The organism is Pseudomonas sp. RC10, assembly GCF_038397775.1.
Lineage (GTDB): Bacteria > Pseudomonadota > Gammaproteobacteria > Pseudomonadales > Pseudomonadaceae > Aquipseudomonas > Aquipseudomonas bambusae.
The window spans coordinates 1034776-1052536 of record NZ_CP151650.1; the positions used below are offsets into that span (position 1 = coordinate 1034776).

The 17761-nt window shown below is 59.3% G+C and carries 18 protein-coding genes; 13 read left to right on the forward strand and 5 right to left on the reverse strand.

What is annotated here, in order from left to right; all coding sequences use genetic code 11:
* Positions 1–296: 296 nt before the first annotated feature.
* Together AAEO81_RS04650 and sfsA are read left to right on the forward strand one after the other, a co-directional pair.
* On the forward strand, positions 297–1469 hold the full coding sequence (locus AAEO81_RS04650; RefSeq protein ID WP_341961970.1) for a pyridoxal phosphate-dependent aminotransferase: 1173 nt from the start codon (positions 297–299) through the stop codon (positions 1467–1469).
* Positions 1469–2212: a DNA/RNA nuclease SfsA gene (sfsA, locus tag AAEO81_RS04655; protein WP_341961972.1), complete on the forward strand. Its 744-nt coding sequence runs from the start codon at positions 1469–1471 to the stop codon at positions 2210–2212. The genes AAEO81_RS04650 and sfsA overlap by 1 nt, the downstream gene beginning before the upstream one ends.
* Here the strand turns inward: sfsA and AAEO81_RS04660 are convergent.
* Entirely contained in the window at positions 2190–2519 is a 330-nt protein-coding gene (locus AAEO81_RS04660) for a Rieske (2Fe-2S) protein (protein ID WP_341964462.1), read from the reverse strand. The genes sfsA and AAEO81_RS04660 overlap by 23 nt on opposite strands.
* A 166-nt stretch (positions 2520–2685) precedes the next feature.
* Here AAEO81_RS04660 and AAEO81_RS04665 point away from each other — a divergent pair, with 166 nt between their 5' ends.
* The 4 genes from AAEO81_RS04665 to deoC all read left to right on the forward strand — a co-directional run bounded on the left by AAEO81_RS04665 (position 2686) and on the right by deoC (position 6297).
* Positions 2686–3576: an ABC transporter substrate-binding protein gene (locus tag AAEO81_RS04665; protein WP_341961974.1), complete on the forward strand. Its 891-nt coding sequence runs from the start codon at positions 2686–2688 to the stop codon at positions 3574–3576.
* A gap of 50 nt (positions 3577–3626) precedes the next feature.
* A complete protein-coding gene (locus AAEO81_RS04670; protein ID WP_341964463.1) occupies positions 3627–4610 on the forward strand; it encodes an iron ABC transporter permease in 984 nt (327 codons plus the stop codon).
* On the forward strand, positions 4610–5377 hold the full coding sequence (locus AAEO81_RS04675) for a heme ABC transporter ATP-binding protein (RefSeq protein WP_341961976.1): 768 nt from the start codon (positions 4610–4612) through the stop codon (positions 5375–5377). The genes AAEO81_RS04670 and AAEO81_RS04675 overlap by 1 nt, the downstream gene beginning before the upstream one ends.
* Before the next feature lie 158 nt (positions 5378–5535).
* Positions 5536–6297: a deoxyribose-phosphate aldolase gene (gene deoC, locus AAEO81_RS04680; RefSeq protein ID WP_341964464.1), complete on the forward strand. Its 762-nt coding sequence runs from the start codon at positions 5536–5538 to the stop codon at positions 6295–6297.
* 218 nt (positions 6298–6515) lie between these two features.
* Here the strand turns inward: deoC and AAEO81_RS04685 are convergent, their stop codons facing one another.
* The 3 genes from AAEO81_RS04685 to AAEO81_RS04695 form a co-directional block, all read right to left on the reverse strand.
* Positions 6516–6803, reverse strand: coding sequence for a TfoX/Sxy family protein (locus AAEO81_RS04685; protein WP_341961978.1), 288 nt, complete (start codon positions 6801–6803; stop codon positions 6516–6518).
* Between the two features lie 248 nt (positions 6804–7051).
* Positions 7052–7396 (reverse strand): pentapeptide repeat-containing protein, encoded by a 345-nt coding sequence (locus tag AAEO81_RS04690; protein WP_166598273.1) that lies wholly within the window; start codon positions 7394–7396, stop codon positions 7052–7054.
* A gap of 101 nt (positions 7397–7497) precedes the next feature.
* A complete protein-coding gene (locus tag AAEO81_RS04695; protein ID WP_341961981.1) occupies positions 7498–9033 on the reverse strand; it encodes an AAA family ATPase in 1536 nt (511 codons plus the stop codon).
* A 133-nt stretch (positions 9034–9166) separates the two neighbouring features.
* On the opposite strand from AAEO81_RS04695, the gene mrcB reads away from it, so the two are divergent.
* Genes mrcB through AAEO81_RS04710 form a run of 3 tightly spaced genes read left to right on the forward strand, consistent with a single transcriptional unit; the run spans position 9167 to position 12597 of the window.
* Positions 9167–11488 carry a penicillin-binding protein 1B gene (gene mrcB / locus AAEO81_RS04700; protein WP_341961983.1) on the forward strand — a complete coding sequence of 774 codons (2322 nt, stop codon included), beginning with the start codon at positions 9167–9169 and terminating at the stop codon, positions 11486–11488.
* 16 nt (positions 11489–11504) lie between these two features.
* Positions 11505–12275 (forward strand): hypothetical protein, encoded by a 771-nt coding sequence (locus AAEO81_RS04705; protein ID WP_166598270.1) that lies wholly within the window; start codon positions 11505–11507, stop codon positions 12273–12275.
* On the forward strand, positions 12268–12597 hold the full coding sequence (locus AAEO81_RS04710) for a YqcC family protein (RefSeq protein ID WP_341961986.1): 330 nt from the start codon (positions 12268–12270) through the stop codon (positions 12595–12597). The genes AAEO81_RS04705 and AAEO81_RS04710 overlap by 8 nt, the downstream gene beginning before the upstream one ends.
* A gap of 3 nt (positions 12598–12600) precedes the next feature.
* Here AAEO81_RS04710 and AAEO81_RS04715 read toward each other — a convergent pair whose 3' ends face one another.
* Positions 12601–13026 (reverse strand): DUF4124 domain-containing protein, encoded by a 426-nt coding sequence (locus AAEO81_RS04715; protein WP_341961988.1) that lies wholly within the window; start codon positions 13024–13026, stop codon positions 12601–12603.
* 409 nt (positions 13027–13435) lie between these two features.
* On the opposite strand from AAEO81_RS04715, the gene AAEO81_RS04720 reads away from it, so the two are divergent.
* From AAEO81_RS04720 to pssA, 4 genes are all read left to right on the forward strand, one after another.
* Complete coding sequence (locus AAEO81_RS04720; RefSeq protein WP_341961990.1) at positions 13436–15160, forward strand: acetolactate synthase 3 large subunit; 1725 nt, start codon at positions 13436–13438, stop codon at positions 15158–15160.
* Position 15161: 1 nt separating this feature from the next.
* Positions 15162–15653, forward strand: coding sequence for an acetolactate synthase small subunit (gene ilvN / locus AAEO81_RS04725; protein WP_093469284.1), 492 nt, complete (start codon positions 15162–15164; stop codon positions 15651–15653).
* 52 nt (positions 15654–15705) lie between these two features.
* Positions 15706–16722, forward strand: coding sequence for a ketol-acid reductoisomerase (gene ilvC / locus AAEO81_RS04730; RefSeq protein ID WP_166598266.1), 1017 nt, complete (start codon positions 15706–15708; stop codon positions 16720–16722).
* A gap of 152 nt (positions 16723–16874) precedes the next feature.
* A complete protein-coding gene (pssA, locus tag AAEO81_RS04735; protein WP_166598265.1) occupies positions 16875–17723 on the forward strand; it encodes a CDP-diacylglycerol--serine O-phosphatidyltransferase in 849 nt (282 codons plus the stop codon).
* The last annotated feature ends 38 nt before the right edge of the window (positions 17724–17761 follow it).

Below are 17761 nucleotides of genomic sequence, written 5' to 3' on the forward strand. Positions count from 1 at the left end.
TCGCCGACACCTGCCGGCCCTGCGGCTGCAAGCGGGCGAACTTACCAGATCGTATCGGAGCGCGCTACTCCCGGTTGTCGAGCATGGCCCGGCAACGCGCCCGTGAACTATGACCACGGCCAAAGCGCCCGGTTTTATATTATTTTGCAGTGCCATCAGTCTAGTCCCTCCTGCGACATCATCCGTTTTTGCGGATCACCGGCATCACTCGTGCGCCGAACGATAAATCTGTAGCGGCGAAAGCGGTTGGGTAGAATCGGCCGATCGTTTCCGACACTGCTATTAAAGGAAGACTCATGCCTCAGCCCTACAGTGCGCGCAGTCGCGCCATCGAACCTTTTCATGTCATGGCGCTGTTGGCCCGTGCCAATGAATTGCAGGCGGCGGGGCACGACGTCATCCACCTGGAAATCGGCGAGCCCGATTTCACTACCGCTGAGCCCATCATCAAGGCCGGTCAAGCAGCGTTGGCAGCCGGAAAAACCCGCTACACCGCCGCTCGCGGCTTGCCGGAGTTGCGCGAGGCGATCTCGGGTTTCTACCAACAGCGCTACGGTCTGAGCATTGATCCGGGGCGGATTCTGATCACGCCGGGAGGCTCCGGTGCGTTGCTGTTGGCGACGAGTCTGTTGGTCGATCCCGGCAAGCATTGGCTGCTCGCCGACCCAGGTTATCCGTGCAATCGGCACTTCCTGAGAGTGGTGGAAGGTGCCGCGCAACTGGTGCCGGTTGGGCCCGACGTACGTTACCAGTTGACCCCCGATCTGATTGCTCAACACTGGAATCAGGACAGCGTCGGCGCCTTGGTCGCGTCGCCCGCGAACCCCACCGGCACGCTGTTGCATCGGGACGAACTGGCGGCGCTGTCGGCTTCGCTCAAGGCCCGCGACGGTCATTTGGTGGTGGACGAGATTTATCACGGCCTGACCTACGGCACTGAAGCGGCCAGCGTGCTCGAAGTGGATAACGATGCGTTCGTGCTGAATAGTTTTTCAAAGTATTTCGGTATGACCGGTTGGCGCCTCGGCTGGCTGGTTGCGCCCGAGGCGGCGGTCGGTGATCTGGAGAAGCTGGCGCAGAACCTTTACATCAGTGCGCCGAGCATGGCGCAAACTGCGGCGCTTGCCTGTTTCGAGCCGCAAACCCTGGAAATCCTCGAACAGCGTCGTGCCGAGTTCGGCAAACGCCGGGATTTTTTGCTGCCTGCGCTGCGTGAACTGGACTTCAACATCGCCGTCGAGCCAGAGGGCGCCTTTTATTTGTATGCGGACATCAGCGCTTTTGGTGGTGATGCGTTCGCATTCTGCCGACATTTTCTCGAAACCGAGCACGTTGCCTTCACGCCAGGCCTGGACTTCGGTCGTCATCAGGCGGGGCATCACGTTCGTTTCGCTTACACCCAAAGCCTGCCGCGCTTGCAAGAAGCGGTTGAGCGTATCGGCCGTGGGCTGCGGAGCTGGCAAGGCTGATGCGCTTTTCTCCCGAACTCGAAGAAGGACGCCTGCTGCAGCGCTACAAGCGGTTTCTGGCCGACATCGAAACGGCCAGCGGTGAGCGCCTGACCATCCATTGCCCCAACACCGGCTCGATGTTCAATTGCATGATGCCGGATGGGCGCGTCTGGTTCAGTCGCTCCACCGACCCGAAACGCAAGCTGCCCGGCACGTGGGAAATCAGCGAAACGCCTCAAGGCCGCTTCGCTTGTGTCAATACGGGCCGCGCCAACAAGCTGGTCGAAGAGGCACTGCTGGCGGGCGTGATCACCGAGCTGAACGGCTTCACGGCGCTCAAGCGGGAAGTGCCGTATGGGCAGGAAAACAGCCGCGTCGATTTTCGCCTCGACTACCCGGCAGGCCCGCTGTTTCTGGAAGTGAAGAGCGTCACCCTGGGTTTCGACGACAGTGCTGTCGCCGCCTTTCCCGATGCCGTTACTCAGCGCGGCGCGAAACATTTGCGTGAATTGGCAGCGTTGGCGCGGGAGGGCGTGCGCGCGGTGCTGCTGTATTGCGTCAATTTGACGGGCATCGAGGCCGTTCGACCTGCGGAAGAAATCGACGCTGCCTACGCCGAAGCGCTCAGAGATGCTGTCGCCGCAGGTGTCGAAGTACTGGCGTATGGCGTGCAGCTGACACCCGAAGAGGTGCGCGTCGATAGACGACTTGAGATTCACCTGACCGAAGCGCGTCCCGTCAGTCCTGTGTTGGCAAGCTGACCCAGATTCCCTGAGCGTTTTCGCGGCACGCAACGGTGCTCAGGGATTTGCCCTCGCACGGCCCAGCGATGCATTCGCCGCTCTCGATCAGAAACAGCGCGCCGTGCGTTGCGCATTGGATCAGGCTGGCGCTGGCGTCGAGGAACTGATCGGGGTGCCATTCCAGCGGCACATTCCGGTGGGGGCAGCGGTTCTGGTAGGTGTAGACCTGCCCCGCGCGTCGCACTGCCAGCAACCGAACGCCATCAACGTCGAAACCCCGGCTCATGCCTTCGCGAAGATCGGTTTTTTCACACAGGTATTTCAGCGGAGTCTCCTTGCTGCTTGACGGGTAAATGCAAATAATTATCAAATTGCCCGGTTGTTGTAAGCGGCTCAGTTTGACAGCTCCGCCATTGACGCGTCGATCCAACTGATCGCCTTTCCAGCGGATTCAGCAGACGCGCTTCTTCTATATAAAGGACTCCTCCCCCATGCGTTTTCTCGCCAAGCTGGCTGGCATCCTGATCGGGCTCTCATTCACTCATGTGGTATCGGCAGACACGCAGCGCTGGGTCAGCGCGGGCGGCGCACTGACCGAGTGGGTCGTGGCGCTGGGGGGTGAGGCGAACCTGGTGGGCATCGACAGTACCAGTCAGCATCCGGCGTCCATCAAATCGCTGCCGAGTATTGGCTACCAACGACAGTTGTCGTCTGAAGGCATCCTCAGTCTGCGTCCGAATGTTCTGGTGGGAACGGAAGAAATGGGGCCGCCTCCCGTGCTGGATCAATTGCGTGCAGCAGGAGTGAAGGTCGAGGTGTTTTCCGCCGGTGCTGACGTGAGTGCGCTTCAAAGCAACCTGCGAAAGCTGGGGGGCTTGCTCGACAAACAGGTGCAGGCGAATGAACTGAGCGAGCAGTATGCAAAACGTCTGGACGTCCAGCATGACTGGGTGGCTCGGGCGCAGCAGCATCAACCCGTGCCAGGCGTGTTGCTGTTGGTCAGCCATGCGGGCGCCGCGCCGATGGTGGCGGGAACGGGTACGGTCGGGGACTGGCTGATCAAACAGGCAGGCGGTCGGAATCTGGCGACCCATGCGGGCTACAAGGTTTTTTCTGCAGAAGCGATGGCTGGGCTGAGCCCTGATGTATTGGTGTTCACAGACCGCGCGCAAAACGGCGCGTCGTCTCGGGAGGCGCTGCTTCGGGAAAACCCATTGCTGGGCGCTACCCGTGCCGTTCAGCAGAATCGCCTGATTGAAGTGGACCCGACGTTGCTGGTGGGCGGTCTGGGGCCACGCCTTCCCGAGGCGATGCATACTCTCGGCAAAGCGTTTTACACCACGGATACCGATCTCAAGGCCAAGGTCTCGCCCGCTCAATGAAGGTCATTCTGCAGCCGCGCACGTTGTTCATCGTCCTGAGCGTCGTCTGTGTGGTCGCGATATGGCTATCTCTCTCTCTGGGGCCGATCAGCCTGCCACTCATCGACACCCTGCGTGCCGGGTTACGCCTGTTGGGGTTTCCCGTGGAGGGCGAGAATCTGCAACAGGCCGAACTGATCCTTGGTCAGATTCGCGTGCCCCGGACCTTGCTGGGCCTGGCAGTGGGGGCGGTGCTGGCATTGTCGGGCGTGGCCATGCAGGGCCTGTTTCGCAATCCACTGGCCGACCCCGGTTTGGTCGGCGTGTCCAGCGGTGCCGCGTTGGGAGCTGCGATCGCGATCGTCGCGAGTGCGTCACTGGGCGGTTTACCGGAAGCACTCGCCCCTTATCTGCTGTCGATCTGTGCCTTCGCAGGTGGACTTATCGTGACAGGTATCGTCTATCGCCTCGGTCGTCGGGACGGCCAGACCAGCGTGGGCGTCATGCTGCTGGCAGGTGTGGCGATGACCGCGCTGGCCGGCTCGATTATCGGTCTGTTCACCTATCTGGCAGATGACGCGGCATTGCGTACTCTGACGTTCTGGAACCTGGGCACGCTCAACGGCGCAAGTTACGCGAGGCTATGGCCGTTGCTGCTGGTCTGCGTGCTCGTCATCGCCTGGCTGCCGCGCCGGGCAAAAGCCTTGAATGCGCTGCTGCTCGGGGAATCGGAAGCCCGTCATCTGGGGATCGAGGTCGAACGGCTGAAGCGCGAGCTCATCCTCTGCATCGCGCTGGGGGTGGGCGCTGCCGTCGCTGCAGCTGGCCTCATTGGTTTCGTCGGGTTGATCGTGCCGCATCTGGTGCGGCTGATCGCGGGGCCTGATCACCGGGTCGTTCTGCCCGCGTCAGCGCTCGCAGGGGCGAGTCTATTGCTGCTCGCCGACGTGTTTGCCCGACTGGTGCTGGCACCGGCTGAATTGCCGATTGGTATCGTGACCGTTTTCATCGGGGCACCCTTCTTTCTGTTTCTGCTGGTGAGAGGGCGCGTCTGATGATGAGAGCCGAAAATATCAGCGTGCATCGCGATGGAAAATGCGTGTTGGCCGATGTTGATTTGACGATCAAGCCCGGCGAAATGCTAGGCGTACTGGGGCCCAACGGTGCAGGGAAAAGCACATTGCTCAGCGCACTGTGCGGCGAGCTGAAAACGATGCAGGGGCAACTGTGGCTCGATGATCAGCCATTGTCTTACTGGACGGGTCAGCAGCGCGCTCGGCGTCTGGCGGTATTGCCGCAAAGTTCGACGCTGAGCTTTGCGTTCAGTGTTCGGGATGTGGTGGCCATGGGCCGATTGCCTCATGACACCGGCCGGCAGCGGGATGCCGAGATCGTTCGGGAGTCTCTCGAAGCCGCCGACGCGTTGCACCTGATGGATCGCAGTTACCTTGCCCTGTCCGGCGGTGAGCGTCAGCGGGTGCATTTATCTCGGGTGCTGGCGCAGTTGTGGCCCGGAGAGGGAGGGCAAACGTTATTGCTGGATGAGCCGACCTCAATGCTCGACCCCTTGCATCAGCACACCACGTTGCAGGCCGTGCGCGGATTCGCGGATCGCGGTGGCGCAGTGATGGTGATCCTGCATGACCTCAATCTGGCTGCACGTTATTGCGACAGATTGTTAATGCTCGAATCAGGTCGCCCTTTTGCTCAGGGCACTCCGGACCAGGTGCTAGTGCCGGACGCATTGAGGGCAGTGTTTGGCCTTGAGGTCTTGGTGCAACGGCACCCCGAACGTGGGCACCCACTGATCATCGCTCGATGACGTGCAACCTTCCGCCCCCACTTTTTCGAAGGCAATTTCCTTAAGATATTTCTGATAGTCGCGTAGGCCCGCTCTCTGGTGCGCGCATGGCCGTTCACGCTGCCTTCGACTGGATTATCGTCGCTACCTTGAGTTCGCAGGTTGTCGAGGAGTGCGTGATGGACCGGGTGTATGAGAGTGACGAAGCCGTTGCTCAAAAAGCGATAGGCCTGCTGGAACTGACGTCGTTGAATCTCGATGACACGACGGAGCGCATCATCGCGTTGTGTGAACGGGCGCTGACGCCTGTAGGGAATGTTGCCGCTGTCTGCGTGCTGCCTCGATTTGCCGGGCTGGCCCGACGGACGCTCGATAGCCTGCTGGCGCGGGAAGTCAAGGTCGTGGCAGCGGTCAACTTCCCGAATGGCGGCGCTTCGGTCAGTGCTGCCGAGTCGGAAACACATTCAGCCATGCTCACCGGGGCCGACGAGATCGATCTGGTGTACCCCTTCCACGCCCATTTGAGTGGTGACAAAACGGTCGGCGCCGACATGATTGCTGCGTGCCGGGCCAAGTGTGGGCAACGTGGATTGCTGACGATTACGTTGGAGACTGGCGTTTTGCGTGATCCGCAAATCATCCATCAGGTGTGCCGCACGGCCATTCGAGAGGGGGCGTCATTCCTTAAGACGAGCACCGGCAAGCAGGCAGCGGGCACCACGTCGCAAGCGGCCCGGATACTCATCGAAGCGATTGCCGAGATGGGCGCGCAGGTGGGATTCAAGGCGTCCGGGAATGTTCGTACGTTTGATGAGGCTCGAACATATCTTGATGTCGTTCAACGCAAGTTCGGCCCGTTCTGGGCCGAGCCCACGCGGGTTCGGCTGAGTGGCGCAAGCCTGCTGGATGATCTGTTGGCGTACCTGGGGGTCCGGCCTTGAAAGGCTGGGCAACACGAACCGTCGGCCACGAACGTCCCAAACGGAAGGCAAAAAAAGACCCGGCAAAAAGCCGGGTCAAAAACCGTGATTAGCCTGATGAGGAGATAATCTGAGAGTCCGAACCAAGGAGCCTTTCAGGTTACCAGCCAGTCTCGCGACCGGATGTGATAATCATAGTGATTCTCATTTGTAAGTCAACAGGCAATCCCAAACTATTTTCAGGTTTGGCAATCTGCGTTCTTCGAATTGGGGCAGAGTCTGTTCAGTTCTCCGTCCAGCCGGGCTTTGTCTGCTTGGGTGAGGTCGCGCCAGTCCAGGTCGTTCAGTGCGCCTGCAATGTAGTACAGCAGGGCTTTGGACGTTCGAAAGTCGCGGGCTTTGACAGCTCTGTAGGCGAGGATGGGGCCGAGTCGGCGAAGGTCAGCAGCGTTGTGAATGCCCGCGGCGTGTAGCCACTGGGCGGTGGTTTTGCCCAGATTTTTCATCTGTAGCAGCTCGTCTTCCATGATGCCTCCTGCGGGTGTCGCTCCGTGTGTACAGCTCCCTTTGGGTACCTCCTGGCCTTGTAAAAACTGCAGATGCAAGACATGGAATGAGTGTAGATCCACTCAGCGCGTTGCTCGAATCGGGCGCGCGGAATTCGCGGATCAGCCGCCGAACGGTAGCGTGAGGAGACAGTGCGCCAGCGCGGGCCCGGCATGTCTGTGCATGCAGGGCAGGGGACAGGTGACTCGTTTGAAGCGTGCCGAATGTGTCAGCGAGTGCGATACCGCAGGCGAGTACCAAAGTTGACAGACATCAGTATCTCGTCAGCGCTCAATTCGGCCGGGAAATAAGCACCTGAGATTTGTGCGTGAGCGATGCTGGCGCCTTCCAGCGACGCGGTGCGGAAATCGACACCGCGCAAATCTGCGGAACGGAAGTAGGCGTCGCTGAAGTCGATTTCCTCGGCGTTGAGTTCACGCAAATCCAGCCCACGGAAATCACCGCCCGCGAGGTCAATGGGGCCGCCTTTCGGGCGTTGGAGATTAAAGGCATTGACGTCATCTTTTCGCAGAAGGGCGAAAAGCGGCGAGTCGAGCTGCTTGGGCTGGTTCATGTTGGCGTCACCTTGTTGGAATTCTGACGCCATTATAATGCCACTATCAACGAGCCGTGAAGTGACAGACTTCACGATTCGATGACTGGTGGCTCGGCCGCTTACAAGCCCGGCAGGTATTGGCGGATGTCATCCACCAATTTATCCAGATCACCACTCAGGTTGGTTTCGACGTGGCGACTGCGCAGCGTTTCGTCGGCGGTCAGCGGCTCACGATTCGCCAACTGAGCCTCGATGACTTCCATGGTTGCGTCGGAAGGGTCGCTGTTCTGTGCCTGACGTTGCGCCAGCCAGCCCTGAATGACGGCTTTCGGTGCGGCGCAGTCGAGGATCAGGAACGGCGCGCCGGTGGCTTCGGCTACCTTTGCTGTGGCCTGGCGTTGGTCGAGTTTGAGGAACGTGGCATCGATCACTACCGGGAAGCCTGCATGCAGGACGACCGCAGCCAATTCGTTCAAACGCTGGTAGGTCTTGCTGCTGACATCGGCCGAATACAGTTCCTGGCTGTCGCCGAAGAGCCGTTTGCGCTCCACGTCCGAGCGCAGGCGAACGGCGCCGAGCGCTTCGACCAGGCGCATCGCCACGTGGCTTTTGCCGACAGCCGAAACGCCGTGGGTGATGGCCAGGAAGTTCGACGGGATCGCGCTGTAGCTTTCCGCCAGATTAGCGTAGTTGCGGTACTGGCGCAGGGTAGTGGCGCGCTGCACATGATCGGCATCCCCAGACAGGCTGAACAGCGCCACTTTCGCCCGAACGAGTGCGCGGTATGCCTTGTAGAAATTCAGCAGCTCCAGACCTTCGTAATCGCCGGTGTGTTCGAGGTACTGGCTGATGAGGCGACGTGACAGGCTCTTCAGACCGCGATCTTCCAGGTCCATGGCGAGGAAACCGATGTCGGCATACACGTCGGTCATGCGGAACGGTTCGTTGAATTCGATGCAGTCGAAGATCACGACCTTGCCGTCGATCAACGTGATGTTGCCGAGGTGAATGTCGCCATGGCATTCGCGGATGAAACCGTCAGCCTTGCGGCGGCCCATCAACGGCTTCAGACGCTCGTAGCTGGCATTCGCCCAGGCTTCCAGTGCATTCAATTGAATCAGGTCAGCCTTCTCGGTGAGGAACGGCAGGATCTGTTCGAAGTTCTGAGTGACGGGGGCCATCGCATATTCAGGCGACCCCAGCGGGTTTTCCGACAGCACACGGGGGGTGCTCATGTGGAACTCGGCGATCTGGCGAGCGATGTCGTCAATGTGTGCCGTCGTCAGTTCGCCCTTGGCCTGCAGGGTGCTGAGCAGGCCGTCCTGCGGGAATTGGCGGATCTTCAAGGCGAATTCGATAGCTTCACCTTCACCGCCCAATTGCGGCGCGTCGGCGGTCCCGGTGATGGGTAACACGTCCAGATACAAATCATTGGTCAGGCGTTGATTGAGCTTCAACTCCTGTTGGCAGAAGTGTTCGCGCGCCGACAGGGTGGTGAAGTCGAGGAAACCGAAATTCATCGGTTTCTTGATCTTGTAAACGTAGGGGCCAGTGAGCAGCACCCAGGAAATATGCGTCTCGATGACCTGAAATTGCTCCACAGGGTGGGGGAATAGGGCAGGATTTTGAAGCGCGGCAATCAGTGTCTGGCTCACGGACGATCCTTGAAAGATGATAAGTCGAGAATGATGTGACTAAAGGTGGCCATTATGGCCGCTCGGCGCATTGCTGCAAACCGCCGTGAGGGTGGTCTGCCGGTGGCTTTGAAAGTGCGTATAATCCGCCGCCATGACTCGATCCCGCGCTTCGAAAAAATCCCCCAAACCCACCAACAGCCGCTTGCGCAGCCTGTTGGGCTGGGCTCTGAAACTCAGTCTTGTCGGGCTGGTGGTGCTTGCCTGCTTCGCTGTTTATCTCGATTCCATCGTTCAGGAAAAATTCTCCGGCAAGCGCTGGACGATCCCGGCTAAGGTTTATGCCCGTCCGCTGGAGCTGTTCGTCGGCCAGAAGCTGTCCCGCGACGATTTCCTGATCGAGCTCGATGCCTTGGGTTATCGGCGGGAAAGCGTGGCCAACGGCCCGGGTGCCGCGTCGGTCAACGGCAACAACGTCGATCTGAATACTCGCGGTTTTCAGTTTTATGAAGGTGCGGACCCTGCACAGCAGATTCACGTCAGATTTTCCGGCGATTATGTCGCCGACCTGACCGCTGCCAACGGCTCCAAGCTGGCCGTGGCACGGCTTGAGCCGCTACTGATTGGCGGTCTTTATCCGAAGAACCTCGAAGACCGCATCCTGATCAAGCTCGATCAGGCGCCGCCCTATTTGCTCGATACCTTGGTCACGGTGGAGGACCGGGATTTCTATCACCACTTCGGTGTGTCGCCCAAGTCCATCGCCCGCGCCTTCTGGGTTAACGCCTCGGCGGGGCAGATGCGTCAGGGCGGCTCGACGCTGACGCAACAATTGGTCAAGAACTTCTACCTGACCAACGAACGCAGCATCACCCGCAAACTGACCGAAGCGATGATGGCGATCCTGTTGGAGATCCATTACAGCAAGCAGGAAATTCTCGAGGCGTACCTCAACGAAGTCTTCGTCGGTCAGGATGGCCAGCGCGCGGTGCACGGTTTCGGCCTTGCCAGCCAATATTTTTTCAGCCAGCCGCTGTCGGAGCTGAAACTGCATCAGGTCGCGTTGCTGGTGGGCCTGGTCAAAGGTCCGTCCTATTACAACCCGCGTCGTAACCCGGATCGCGCACTTGAGCGTCGTAATCTGGTACTTGATCTGCTTGAGCAGCAGGGCGTTGCGTCGGCTGAAGCTGTCGCTGCAGCGAAGAAAATGCCACTGGGTGTGACCAAAAACGGCTCGCTGGCCGACAGCTCGTTCCCGGACTTCCTCGATCTGGTCAAGCGCCAGCTGCGTCAGGACTACCGTGACGAAGACTTGACCGAAGAAGGCCTGCGCATTTTCACCAGTTTCGACCCGATTCTGCAGATGAAGTCCGAGGCCGCCGTTCGCGAGAGCTTCGCCAAGATTTCGGGCCGCAAGGGCGCGGACGACATGGAAACGGCGATGGTCGTGACCAACCCGGAAACCGGCGAAGTGCAAGCGCTGATCGGCAGTCGTCAGGCCGGGTTCGCGGGTTTCAACCGCGCACTGGACGCCGTTCGCCCGATTGGCTCGCTGGTCAAACCGGCGATTTACCTGACCGCGCTCGAACGTCCGCAGCAATACACACTGACCAGTTGGGTGCCTGACGAGCCGTTTCAGGTCAAGGGTGCAGACGGCCAGATCTGGAAGCCGCAGAACTTCGATCATAAGGCTCACGGCAACATTTTCCTGTATCAAGGGTTGGCGCATTCCTACAACCTGTCCAGCGCCAAGCTGGGTCTGGACCTGGGCGTGCCGAATGTCTTCAAGACCCTGACCAAATTGGGTGTCACCCGCGACTGGCCGGCGTTCCCGTCGATGTTGCTGGGGGCCGGTGCCTTGAGTCCAATCGAAGTGGCGACGATGTACCAGACCATCGCCAGTGGCGGATTCAATACGCCGTTGCGCGGCATCCGCAGTGTCCTGACAGCCGAGGGCGAGCCGCTCAAGCGTTATCCGTTTCAGATCCAGCAGCGTTTCGATCCCGGCTCCATTTATCTGCTGCAAAATGCCATGCAGCGCGTGATGCGCGAAGGCACGGGCAAGTCGGTGTACAACGTGTTGCCAAGTACGCTGAACCTGGCGGGCAAGTCAGGGACGACCAACGATTCCCGTGACAGTTGGTTCGCCGGTTTTAGCCAAGACCTGCTGGCGATTGTCTGGATGGGCCGCGATGACAACGGCAAGACGCCATTCACCGGTGCTACCGGTGCATTGCAGATATGGACCAGTTTCATGAAAAAGGCCGACCCGCTTCCGCTGGACATGGCCATGCCGGACAACGTGGTGATGGCGTGGGTCAATGCGTCAACCGGGCAAGGCACTGATGCCAGCTGCCCGGGTGCCGTGCAGATGCCGTATATTCGTGGCAGTGAGCCGCAACCAGGCCCAACGTGCGGCGGGCCGACAGCGCCTGCCGAATCGGTGATGGACTGGGTCAAAGGCTGGTTGAACTAAGCGAAGAGGATGTGAAGTGAACAAGTGGTGGATTCCGGCTTTAACGGCGCTGGCTTTGCTTAATGGTTGCGCGACTCAAACGCGCGGCAATATCCCGGTGGTGGACTCGGGTTCCCGTGTGTCCAACAGCGAGCGAGTCTCAGCCAATCGCAATGCGGCGTATCGCGCTCCTGTGCAGGCCCCGACGCAAACGCAGTCGATCCAAGAGGACTCCGGCGTGACGGTGATGGTGCCGGGCGGTGCCAACGCCAGCGCCGCGCCGATTTCGACGTTCGTCCCGCCAACGTCGGCGCCGATCAATTCGGCACCGATCGACACGTCTCCCGTCAATCAGGCGCCCATCAACACCGCGCCGGTTAACAACACCTACACCCCGCCGGCTGCGACCAGCAACACCTACAACATGCCCTCGTCAGCGCCCACCGGCATTCCGTCGGCGTCCAGCGGTGGCTTGTCAGCGGATGAGCAACTGGACGGCCCGGTTCTCGCGCTGCTGACCACCGCTCAGCAACAGCAGAGCAGCGGTGATCTGAACGGCGCGTCGTCGAGCCTGGAGCGTGCTCAGCGCGTTGCCCCTCGCGAACCGCAAGTCCTTTACAAATTGGCACAGGTTCGTCTGGCCCAAGGGGACGCGCCTCAGGCGGAGCAGTTGGCTCGCCGTGGCCTGACCTATGCGAATGGTCGTGCGAGTTTGCAGGCCAGTCTTTGGGGATTGATCGCTCAAGCGCGTGAGAAGCAAGGCGACGCAGCGGGTGCCGCGCTGGCCCGGCAGAAGGCCAATGGATAAACGCTTCCCGAAGATCGCCGATCAGTTGTTGCTGATCGAGCGCGAATTGCGTGTGCTGGGATGGTGGAAAGAAGTGCCGCCCAGCGACGAGGCGTTATCGAGCCGCGAGCCGTTCTGTGTCGATACGCTGGATTTCGATCAGTGGCTGCAATGGATTTTCCTGCCGCGAATGAAGGTCATTCTGGAGCAGGACCACGCACTGCCAAACGCTTCGGGCATTCTGGAGATGGCGCAGATGGTTTACGCCAGCCGTGCTCAGGAAACGCGAAACCTGCAAGCGCTGCTGGCGCAATTCGACCGACTGATCACCGAGTCGGTCTGACGCTCAATTACACGTGTCGTCGATGGATTTCTTGACCTCGGCGATACGTGCCTGGCGCTCTTCTTCAGTGAAGCGCCTGAACTCACCGTTCACTTCCTCACGCACCCGCGGGTTGTTCTGCAACTGAGCAAGGTTGGTGCGCTGTGTCTCGCAGTATTCCTTGCGCTTGGCTTCCTGAGCCGCGATTTGTTTCTTGACCTTCGCGTCGACCGTTTGCTGTTCTTGCGAGGACTCGGTGCGAACGGGGGGAGGGGGTGGCGGCGTCACGGCTTTTTGCGTTTCGAGTTCCTGGGCGGATTGCCCGACCGGAGGCTGCGCATCAAAGTGCGTCACGCCCTGTGCGTCGACCCATTTATAGATCTGGGCGGCCTGACTGGCGGTCGAACCGGCTGCCAGCGTCAGCGTGGCGGCAAGAATCATCCAGCGCATACTGCTTCCTTAGAACTTCGTTTGCTGTACGGGTGAAACCTACCACAAGCCGACCGCAACGACCTCATTCGGTGCTTTTTCATAGGCTGTGAGTGAAGAAAGCGCATCGATGACTTGACTTGAGAGGGACGAATCAGAACAATCCAAAGTTCGCTGTAGAGGGACTGCCAGAAGCAGACCGTCTCGGTAGATCATGAGGCGCACACCCGCGTCGACCTGTTACACCCGCAACGCGTTACCTCGCGCTGGGTGGGATGACCCCGAAACACTTAGGGGAGCTCCCAATACTTGCTCAGTCAGTGCTGACGTAGTCGGCGACCACCGTCGCTCATGCTCTGCTGGCAGTAAACCTATTAAGACCCGTCTTCTCCTGTGTGGACGGTATTCTGGCGTTTTAGAGGTGAACAACGTGGAGCTTTTATCTGGCGCTGAAATGGTCGTCCGCTTTTTGCGTGACGAAGGCGTTGAGCATATCTATGGGTACCCCGGCGGTGCCCTCCTGCATATTTACGACGCGCTGTTCAAAGAACCGGCCGTGAGCCATATCCTCGTTCGTCACGAACAGGCTGCCACTCACATGGCCGACGGTTATGCACGTGCGACCGGCAAAGCTGGCGTTGTATTGGTGACCTCGGGTCCGGGTGCGACCAACGCCATCACCGGTATCGCGACCGCCTACATGGACTCCATCCCGATGGTCGTCCTGTCGGGCCAGGTCCCGAGCACCATGGTCGGCACCGACGCGTTCCAGGAAACCGACATGATCGGTATCTCCCGGCCGATCGTGAAGCACAGCTTCATGATCAAGCACCCGTCCGAAATCCCGGAAGTCCTGAAGAAGGCTTTCTACCTCGCGCAGTCCGGTCGTCCTGGTCCTGTCGTGGTCGATATCCCGAAAGACATGACCAACCCGGCCGAGAAGTTCGAATACGTTTTCCCGAAAAAAGCCAAGCTGCGTTCCTACAGCCCGGCCGTTCGTGGGCATTCGGGCCAGATCCGCAAGGCCGTCGAAATGCTGCTCGCGGGCAAGCGTCCGATCATCTACGCCGGTGGCGGCGTGGTCATGGGCAACGGTTCTGCGCCGCTGACCGAACTGGCACAACTGCTGAACGCGCCTGTCACCAACACGCTGATGGGCCTCGGTTCGTACCCGGGCACGGACCGTCAGTTTGTCGGCATGCTCGGCATGCACGGCAGCTACACCGCCAACCTGGCGATGCACCACTCTGATGTGATCCTGGCCGTCGGCGCACGCTTCGATGACCGTGTCATCAACGGCGCTTCGCGTTTCTGCCCGGGCGCCAAGATCATCCACATCGACATCGATCCGGCGTCGATCTCCAAGACCATCAAGGCCGACGTGCCAATCGTTGGTCCTGTGGAGAGCGTGCTGACCGAAATGGTCGCGACCCTCAAGGAAATCGGCGAAACCCCTAACAAGGAATCGGTGGCGACCTGGTGGAAGCAGATCGACGAGTGGCGTGCCGGCGGCGACCTGTTCCCGTACAACCGCGGTGATGGCAGCCTGATCAAGCCGCAGACCGTGATCGAAACCCTGTGCGAAGTCACCAAAGGCGACGCTTACGTGTCCTCCGACGTGGGTCAGCACCAGATGTTCGCGGCGCAGTATTATCGCTTCAACAAGCCTAACCGTTGGATCAACTCCGGTGGTCTGGGCACGATGGGCTTCGGTCTGCCGGCTGCCATGGGCGTTGCGCTGAGCTTCCCGGATGTGCACGTTGCCTGCGTCACGGGCGAAGGCAGTATCCAGATGAATATCCAGGAACTGTCGACCTGCCTGCAGTACAACCTGCCGGTCAAGATCATCCTGCTCAATAACGGCGTGCTGGGCATGGTCCGTCAATGGCAGGACATGAGCTACAGCGGCCGTCACTCGCACTCCTACATGGAGTCGCTGCCTGACTTCGTGAAGCTGGTCGAGGCCTATGGCCATGTCGGCATGAAGATCACTGATCTGAAAGACTTGAAGCCGAAGATGGAAGAAGCGTTCGCCATGAAAGATCGTCTGGTGTTCCTCGACATCCAGGTCGACGTTACCGAGCACGTCTATCCGATGCAAATCAGAGACGGCTCGATGCGCGACATGTGGCTGAGCAAGACGGAGCGTACCTAATATGCGGCACATCATTTCGCTATTGCTGGAAAACGAACCGGGTGCCTTGTCTCGCGTCGTCGGCCTGTTTTCGCAGCGCAACTACAACATCGAAAGCTTGACCGTGGCCCCAACCGAAGACCCGACCCTGTCGCGTCTGACGCTGACCACTGTCGGCCATGATGAGGTGATCGAGCAGATCACCAAAAACCTCAACAAGCTGGTTGAAGTGGTCAAACTGGTCGATCTGTCGGAAAGTGCTCACATCGAGCGCGAACTGATGCTGATCAAGGTCAAGGCCACTGGCGCCCAGCGCGCCGAGATCAAGCGCACCACGGACATTTTCCGTGGCCAGATCGTTGATGTTTCCAGCAGTGTCTACACCGTGCAGCTGACAGGGACGAGCGACAAACTGGATAGCTTTATTCAGGCCATTGGCACCACCGCCATCCTGGAAACCGTACGCAGCGGCGTCACGGGCATTGCCCGCGGCGACAAAGTGCTGAGCATCTAACCTACATACATTTAGCGAATGGCCTGAACAGCCAAGATAACAGGGGAATTTCATGAAAGTTTATTACGACAAAGACTGCGACCTTTCGATCATCCAGGGCAAAAAAGTGGCCATCATCGGTTACGGTTCTCAAGGCCACGCTCAAGCGTGCAACCTGAAAGATTCCGGCGTTGATGTCACCGTTGGCCTGCGTAAAGGTTCGGCTACTGTCGCCAAGGCTGAGGCCCACGGCCTGAAAGTGACTGACGTTGCTTCCGCCGTCGCTGCTGCCGACCTGGTCATGATCCTGACCCCGGACGAGTTCCAGTCCTCGCTGTACAAGAACGAAATCGAGCCGAACATCAAGAAGGGCGCCACCCTGGCCTTCTCCCACGGCTTCGCGATTCACTACAACCAGGTCGTGCCACGCGCTGACTTGGACGTGATCATGATCGCGCCAAAAGCGCCAGGTCACACCGTTCGTACCGAATTCGTCAAGGGCGGCGGTATCCCTGACCTGATCGCTATCTACCAGGACGCTTCGGGCAACGCCAAAAACGTTGCGCTGTCCTACGCCTCGGGCGTTGGCGGTGGCCGTACCGGTATCATCGAAACCACATTCAAAGACGAAACCGAAACTGACCTGTTCGGCGAACAAGCCGTACTGTGCGGCGGTACCGTTGAGCTGGTCAAAGCCGGTTTCGAAACGCTGGTCGAAGCTGGCTACGCGCCAGAAATGGCTTACTTCGAGTGCTTGCACGAACTGAAACTGATCGTCGACCTCATGTATGAAGGCGGTATCGCCAACATGAACTACTCGATCTCGAACAACGCCGAATACGGCGAGTACGTGACCGGGCCTGAAGTCATCAACGCCGAATCCCGCCAGGCCATGCGCAATGCTCTGAAGCGCATCCAGGACGGCGAATACGCCAAGATGTTCATCGCCGAAGGCGCGAGCAACTACCCATCGATGACCGCCAAGCGCCGCAACAACAAGGCCCACGGCATCGAAATCATCGGCGAGCAACTGCGCTCGATGATGCCTTGGATCGCCAAGAACAAAATCGTTGACCAGACCAAGAACTAAGTTTCTGTAGTCTGATTACGGTTTACGAAAAGCGCGGCCTTCGGGTCGCGCTTTTTCGTTATGGGGGCTCATCTGGTATAAAGCTGCATCGTTTGCTGGCGCAACGGCGCCACGAACACCTGTCGAAAATTCATAGCTGCAAGGTATTGTCCATGAGCGAACGTCCCGAAGAGCCGAACCAGGCCTCTGACGCCGAAAGCCTGCTACCGATCGATGAACACATAGAAGAAGGGCACGATGCCGAAGGGCGCAAAGTCCGCCATCGTGGGATTTATCTGCTGCCCAACCTCTTCACCACCGCCAACCTGTTTGCCGGCTTCTACGCCATCATCAGTGCCATGAGTGCGCAAAGCGCGATGAGCGCAGGTGATGCGGCCGGGGCGAGCAAGTATTTCGCGTTTTCAGCCATCGCCATCTTCGTCGCTATGGTGCTCGACGGCCTTGATGGGCGCGTCGCGCGGATGACCAACACCCAGAGCGCATTTGGCGCTGAGTACGATTCTCTCTCAGACATGGTCGCCTTTGGCGTTGCCCCCGCATTGCTGGCGTTCGGTTGGGCGTTGGGTGATATGGGCAAGGTCGGCTGGATGGTCGCTTTTATCTATGTCGCCGGCGCTGCATTGCGCCTCGCACGTTTCAATACGCAGGTGGGGAAGGCTGACAAGCGCTATTTCATCGGCCTGGCGAGCCCGGCGGCTGCGGGCGTGGTAGCCGGTACGGTGTGGGCGTTCAGCGACTACGGCATTCAGGGTTCCAAACTGTCGTTCCTCGTCGCGTTGTTGGTAGCGGCTGCCGGGATGCTTATGGTTAGCAACATCAAGTACAACAGTTTCAAGGAGCTGGACCTCAAAGGCCGCGTGCCTTTCGTGGCGATCCTGGCGGTCGTGTTGGTGTTTGCGGTCGTGTTCAGTGATCCGCCGCGCATTCTGCTGCTGATTTTCCTCGCCTACGCCGCGTCGGGTCCTGTTCAGTACCTGCTGCGCCTGCGTCGTCATAAATAGCACCACAGATTCATTTCACACCGCACTCCGCAGCCTAT

Bases quoted from the DNA above. Each gene is read 5' to 3' on its own strand.
- AAEO81_RS04650 (WP_341961970.1), top strand. From the start codon at position 297: ATGCCTCAGCCCTACAGTGCGCGCAGTCGCGCCATCGAACCTTTTCAT.
- sfsA (WP_341961972.1), top strand. From the start codon at position 1,469: ATGCGCTTTTCTCCCGAACTCGAAGAAGGACGCCTGCTGCAGCGCTAC.
- AAEO81_RS04665 (WP_341961974.1), top strand. From the start codon at position 2,686: ATGCGTTTTCTCGCCAAGCTGGCTGGCATCCTGATCGGGCTCTCATTC.
- AAEO81_RS04675 (WP_341961976.1), top strand. From the start codon at position 4,610: ATGATGAGAGCCGAAAATATCAGCGTGCATCGCGATGGAAAATGCGTG.
- deoC (WP_341964464.1), top strand. From the start codon at position 5,536: ATGGACCGGGTGTATGAGAGTGACGAAGCCGTTGCTCAAAAAGCGATA.
- AAEO81_RS04685 (WP_341961978.1), bottom strand. From the start codon at position 6,803: ATGGAAGACGAGCTGCTACAGATGAAAAATCTGGGCAAAACCACCGCC.
- AAEO81_RS04690 (WP_166598273.1), bottom strand. From the start codon at position 7,396: ATGAACCAGCCCAAGCAGCTCGACTCGCCGCTTTTCGCCCTTCTGCGA.
- mrcB (WP_341961983.1), top strand. From the start codon at position 9,167: ATGACTCGATCCCGCGCTTCGAAAAAATCCCCCAAACCCACCAACAGC.
- AAEO81_RS04710 (WP_341961986.1), top strand. From the start codon at position 12,268: ATGGATAAACGCTTCCCGAAGATCGCCGATCAGTTGTTGCTGATCGAG.
- AAEO81_RS04715 (WP_341961988.1), bottom strand. From the start codon at position 13,026: ATGCGCTGGATGATTCTTGCCGCCACGCTGACGCTGGCAGCCGGTTCG.
- ilvN (WP_093469284.1), top strand. From the start codon at position 15,162: ATGCGGCACATCATTTCGCTATTGCTGGAAAACGAACCGGGTGCCTTG.
- ilvC (WP_166598266.1), top strand. From the start codon at position 15,706: ATGAAAGTTTATTACGACAAAGACTGCGACCTTTCGATCATCCAGGGC.
- pssA (WP_166598265.1), top strand. From the start codon at position 16,875: ATGAGCGAACGTCCCGAAGAGCCGAACCAGGCCTCTGACGCCGAAAGC.